Source organism: Marinilabilia sp. (assembly GCF_016278715.1).
Classification (GTDB): domain Bacteria; phylum Bacteroidota; class Bacteroidia; order Bacteroidales; family Marinilabiliaceae; genus Marinilabilia.
Genome location: NZ_JADQBH010000096.1, coordinates 1 through 5,727 on the forward strand (window position 1 = coordinate 1; position 5,727 = coordinate 5,727).

A 5,727-nucleotide genomic window follows, 5' to 3' on the forward strand; every position below is an offset into this window, starting at 1 on the left:
TAATTAGGGGCTGCTGAAAAAGTCAGCAGCCCCACTTTTAATTTCAGGTTGTTGTTCTTTTTGGCATCGCCCCAAAAAGAACCAAATCCCGATTATGGTTTTTGTGAGTTTTCTTCACGAAAACTTTACAAACCCTATATCGGGACTAGTCCGCTTTAACCTATCAGCCCGCGAAAGCCAAAATTTCCGGCCATTGCGCAAGGCCTTGAAAGTCGCCCATTTTGCCTTCCCGCCATCCGCCGGCCCGGAAAGCGGACAGGCCACCGCGTCTTTGGACAGTAAGTCTTTTTAAATCACAAAAAAATGTTTCCGTTAGTAAAATCTAAACAATTTTCCTTTTCGAGTGCGGACTTAATTTAAGGTTTGCTAAAAAAACCTTGCACTTTAAAGGAAATTTATCAATATAAATAATTTATTTCTAAAGCTTTAAATGATTTTCAGCAGACCCTAATTAAAAAGAGATTGCTTTCCCGAATGCTCAGGATTCGCTATGAACCGGCATTTTAATGATATTACTTTGGCGATTAAAACCACCTGTCCCGGTTTATCGGTAAAGGAATCTAAATCTCTACTTTTCAATTTTCCCGGACAATAGCACCAATGTATTTACCAAAAAACCCGTCCTCCGGGATTCGAAAGACGGGTTTCTGTTCAATTATCTCAATTAAAGATGTGTGTAGTATAAGAAGGTATATTTTTGTCAAAATCGAAGCTTTGAAAATTTTTGCACCGGAGTTAACCTATTGTTAATGTGGATTCAAAAATTTTCAACAACGAAGAGTTTGGCAATAAAGAGGCTTTTTATACTGGACTCAGGGGTTTATTCCATCACCTTCAGTTTAATATTGCGGAACCACACATCATCCCCATGATCCTGAAGTCCGATGTAGCCCATACGCTCTTCCCCGCCAGCATTGATCATCTCAGTCCAGCCTTTAAACTTGCTGTTTTCGATCATCTCTTCCCATTCGGGGGTCCAGAGATGGTACTCCAATACCACTTCACCATTTTGCATGTGGATTACAGTTCCCTTGTAAACAATGATGGTACCGGTATTCCATTCGCCAAAACCCTTACTGTTCTGGGGTTTTGCAGGAATCAGGTCATACAGGGAAGCCGACTTCCTGTTTCCGTCTTTTCCCAGGCGGGCATCCAGGTGATTTTCGTTATCCAGAATCTGATATTCCGGGGCTGAACGATAGATGGGAAGCTCCTCAAATTCACGGGCCATGTAGAAAATGCCGCTGTTTCCACCTTTCGAGACCTTCCATTCGAATTTCAGCTCAAAATTTTGGAATTTCTCATCATAAATGATGTCACCACCATCTTCAGCACCGGCTTCTCCTTCTCCCGAACCGTTAATCTTAATAGCATTATCGTCAATAGACCAGGCACCGGGAACACTTTCTTTATTATATCCCCGCCAACCTTCAAAGTTCTGGCCATTGAACAGCAACATCCAACCTTCTTCTTTCTCTTCTTCTGTCAATCCATTCACGGGTGCTTTCTCTTCCACTTTAACAGATTTTGTTTCTTCACTTTTTTCTTCTGATTTTTTCTGGCCGCCCATTCCGCAGGCGCTAAAAATAAAAGCACCGGCAACAAAGGCTATGGCAATGTTTTTTGTCTTCATATTATAATATTTTTAATTACTAATGCTTCGTTAAACATTTGCAAGCAGTGGGTATAAATGGTTTGAAAAACAGAACCAACAACCACAACCTTCTAATAATAAAACTCTTACATTGCTTAACTTAGCGTTTTTTAACAGACTATTAAACACCAATACTCCGTTGACCAATATAAACTACCGATAATAAACTATTTGTAAAGCAACATGCAAAAACCTCAACTCTTTGGCAATAAAAGTCTTGCAATATTAAGACTCTACTTTTAGTTTTTTTCTAACGAACTATTGATATTAAACGAAAATTTAGAATACTCTCATTAAGGCATTGGAGGCAAACTCCAGCCATCGCGATAGCTGTGTTTAATCAACTCTCTTGAAAAAGCCCTGGCATTAACGGGATCTGTCCAGGTCTTATTGAATGTGGGGTGACCATCATGAATTTCGAAGCCATCTTCAATTACTGTACGAACCGTTTCATCAGCGTTGATGTTGGTGAATTCCATTTTCTCACCATCCCATTCCAGTTCCTTATTGAGACCTTGCAAGCGAACAGCAAGCACGCCCATCACCACCATTTCATTGAATGGACCGGCTTCACTAAATGGCGAATTGGTTTGCTGACGACTGGCGGCATTTTCCTTACAGGCACGAACCCAATCCATTTCATGACTGGTTTTAACACGTCGCTCGGTTTTAGGAACATTGGGTACCCTTCCCGACAACAACCACGGCTCTTTACCGTAGCAGCCTGTTATTAAGGTATCCTTGGTTCCATGAAACAGGACGCCACCCCCGTCATTGTTCATATCTTTTCCAGCCGGCCATCCGTCAGGTTTCATGGGCTGCAGACCACCATCGTACCAATGAACATCAACTTGAGGTAAATTCATCTTTCCTTTTTTCCCTCTTTCAGGGAACGTCATTCTGACGCGCTGTGCCGTGGGAGCAGACTCCGTAAGCAACAATGTTGAACTTCCCTGTGCTTTAATCGGGTATCCCAGATCAAGTCCTTTGAAAGCCGGATGCAAAATATGACAAGCCATATCACCCAAAGCTCCGGTTCCAAAATCCCACCATCCCCGGAAATTCCAGGGTGTATAAATTTCATTGTATGGTCGCATCTCAGCAGGTCCTACGAACAGATCCCAGTCAAGAGTTTCAGGCACCCACTGGCCCTGCTTAGGCACATTCAAACCCTGAGGCCAGATGGGCCGGTCGGTAAATGCTTCCACTTTGGTCACTTCCCCTATCTCATTATTCATAAGCCATTCGGTAGAAAGGGCAACGCCATCGCCCGATGCTCCCTGGTTACCCATTTGAGTAGCAACATTGTATTTTTCGGCCAGACGGGTCAGCAAACGTGACTCATAAACTGTATGAGTAAGTGGTTTCTCCACATATACATGTTTTCCCATTGTTATTGCTGTAGCTGCAACAATGGCATGGGTATGGTCAGCAGTAGCAACCACTACAGCATCAATGGAATCGCCCATTTCATCGAACATCTTTCGCCAGTCCCAATATTTCTTAGCCTTTGGAAAATGATCGAATGCTTTCTGAGCGTATTTCCAGTCCACATCACAAAGAGCCACAATGTTTTCGCTCTCCATGGCTTTAAGCACTGCAAAACCACGGCCGCCAACGCCTACACCGACAATATTTAATTTATCACTGGGGGCTTTACGGCCAAGAGTTCCCCCCATGGCCACATTTGGGATTACCGTCATTCCAGCTGCAATAGCGGCTGAATTGCGTAAAAACCGACGTCTGCTAAGACCGCCTGAATTGTTACTGTTTTCCATGTTTCTAGTTTATTAATTGTGTGAATAAAAATATCATCAGATCTTTAGATATAAGATTTAAAATCATTAGTGTCCTAAAAACCTAGCGGATTTAAAATATGACAAAAAAAGACTTAAAACCACTTAAACAGGTTTGAAAAACTTTCTTCTCAAAAATGAAAGAAGGTCGGGGTACAATTAATCTTTTAACGAAATTCTTCTGAAAATTAAAAATTTTAACGCAACAATACAAAACGAATATGGATTTTAAACAATTTTAAGATCACAATAAACCGTTAGATTTTCGGATATTAGATGTTAGATGGATTGTATCATGTTGAAAAACAACTATTTAACAGCTTAAGCAATGTGTTTTCAAACAATTGACTGACAGGATGTTACGAAAGTTTAACGGAGTATTGAGACCAATTACCTGTAAATAAAGCTCAAACACAAAGAGGCAGTTACGAAGGGGTGCAATTTTATTAACATATATAACAATAGACCGTTAGAATTTTAGATTAAAGAACATTAATGTCCGGTTAAAAAATTGAGATTGCCTCACTACGTGCGCAATGACTGGACTTTACAGGATATTGAGGGTTGGTAGTAAAGTGAAGCATTCTTTTTTCAAGAAATAAGTATCACCGGACAAAAGTGGTTTAATCTCTTCCTGTTATCTTTTGTTTCTTTTGTGGTTCAGTCACTTAAATCTAACGATCTATTGTGACGGGCCTAACCAATATTATTCGGCCGGTTGTAATTGTTTTTTTTTAAGCAAATGACAGCTTGTAATCATCCTATTATTTATCAATGTTTTTGGCGTCCAAAAGGTGTATTTTTGTAAAAAACATCGCTATGCAATACTGGAAAAAACTGACAAAGAGTGAGATAAAATCCAGAGTGGATTATGCTTTGGCAAAAAACATTAATTACCAGGAAAGGACCATTCTGGGCATTCCGGCCTCCCATCTGGATGAAAATGTTTTTAATATGGACCCTTCTTTCCTTAACAACGCGCCGTTTCTAAAAGCCATGACCGACAATCCCAACCACATTGGCTGTCATACCATGGGCGAATCAGAACCGTTTTTTGCAGGAACCCAGAAATTGGAAAAAGAATTGATTGGAATAGTGGCTGAAGACATTCTCAAATGTGAACCGAATCAATACGACGGATATGTGGCATCCGGGGGTACAGAGGCAAATATTCAGGCCATCTGGATATATCGAAACCAGTTCAGAAAGCAGTTTGATGCCTCCTATGGGGAAATCTGCATTTTATGCTCGGAAGATTCCCATTATTCAATGCCGAAAGCAGGAAACATACTTGATCTGGATGTATTTTATGTACCTGTAACCGATGACACCAGGGAAATAACGGGCCAAAGCGTGGAAAAAACCATTCAAGAGGCAAAAACCCAAGGCAAGAGATACTTTATTGTTGTTGCCAACATGATGACCACGATGTTTGGTTCGGTGGATTGTGTGGAAACCTATACGAAAGCCTTAAGAAAAACGGATCTTAAATTCCGGCTCCATGTGGACGGTGCATACGGAGGTTTCGTTTACCCTTTCAGCACCGATAATGATGAAATGACGTTTCTAAACCCGGATATCAGTTCCGTTACCCTGGATGCCCACAAAATGGTTCAGGCACCTTTTGGGACGGGTATCTTTGTGGCCCGCAAAGGATTAATTGACAATGTATTTACCGACGAAGCACAATATGTCAGCGGACTGGATGCCACGCTCATCGGCAGTCGTTCGGGAGCCAATGCCATTGCAGTGTGGATGATTCTGCAAACCTACGGGCCGCACGACTGGTTTGAAAAAATCCACATACTGAACTACCGCACCAACTGGCTGTGCAATCAACTCGAGGACTTAAATATTGAGTTTTACCGTCATCCGAGTTCCAACATTGTGGCCATCCGCGCCAAACATATCCCCCCGGAACTTGCCCATAAGTACGGATTGGTACCGGATACCCACAACGAATCCCCCAGCTGGTATAAAATTGTACTCATGGAACATGTCCATGTGGATCATTTATTACCGTTTGTAGAGGAATTGAGGGAGAAATTGTAATTTTTAGTTGCCCTTTCAGGGCGATCCTTTGCATCTGTTCCATTTTCCCGGGGTGATTACCCCGGGCTATGGTAAATTGCCCTTTCAGGGCGAATTTCGGAGACTGGACACATTCTCATGCCCCTAAATTCCCCAGGCTGAAAGCCCAGCTCACTATAATCCAACGGCAACGCCTTGGGACATCACCAAAATACAATCAGAAACGGGCTGAAAGCCCAACTAATT

Annotated in this window: 3 protein-coding genes; 1 reads left to right on the top strand and 2 read right to left on the bottom strand. The window is 41.8% G+C overall.

Translation table 11 applies throughout. The features are described from left to right. Positions 1-820: 820 nt before the first annotated feature. Complete coding sequence (locus QZZ43_RS05930; protein WP_291857020.1) at positions 821-1,633, bottom strand: DUF1080 domain-containing protein; 813 nt, start codon at positions 1,631-1,633, stop codon at positions 821-823. Between the two features lie 314 nt (positions 1,634-1,947). Next, the gene (locus tag QZZ43_RS05935) at positions 1,948-3,432 is read right to left on the bottom strand and encodes a Gfo/Idh/MocA family oxidoreductase (protein ID WP_291857022.1); all 1,485 of its coding nucleotides are present in this window, start codon (positions 3,430-3,432) and stop codon (positions 1,948-1,950) included. A gap of 837 nt (positions 3,433-4,269) precedes the next feature. Between QZZ43_RS05935 and QZZ43_RS05940 the strand changes: the two genes are divergently transcribed. Beyond that, positions 4,270-5,502, top strand: coding sequence for a pyridoxal-dependent decarboxylase (locus tag QZZ43_RS05940; protein ID WP_291857024.1), 1,233 nt, complete (start codon positions 4,270-4,272; stop codon positions 5,500-5,502). Positions 5,503-5,727: the final 225 nt, after the last annotated feature.

Coding starts and splice junctions, on each gene's coding strand:
- QZZ43_RS05940 (WP_291857024.1), top strand. CDS start 4,270: ATGCAATACTGGAAAAAACTGACAAAGAGTGAGATAAAATCCAGAGTG.
- QZZ43_RS05935 (WP_291857022.1), bottom strand. CDS start 3,432: ATGGAAAACAGTAACAATTCAGGCGGTCTTAGCAGACGTCGGTTTTTA.
- QZZ43_RS05930 (WP_291857020.1), bottom strand. CDS start 1,633: ATGAAGACAAAAAACATTGCCATAGCCTTTGTTGCCGGTGCTTTTATT.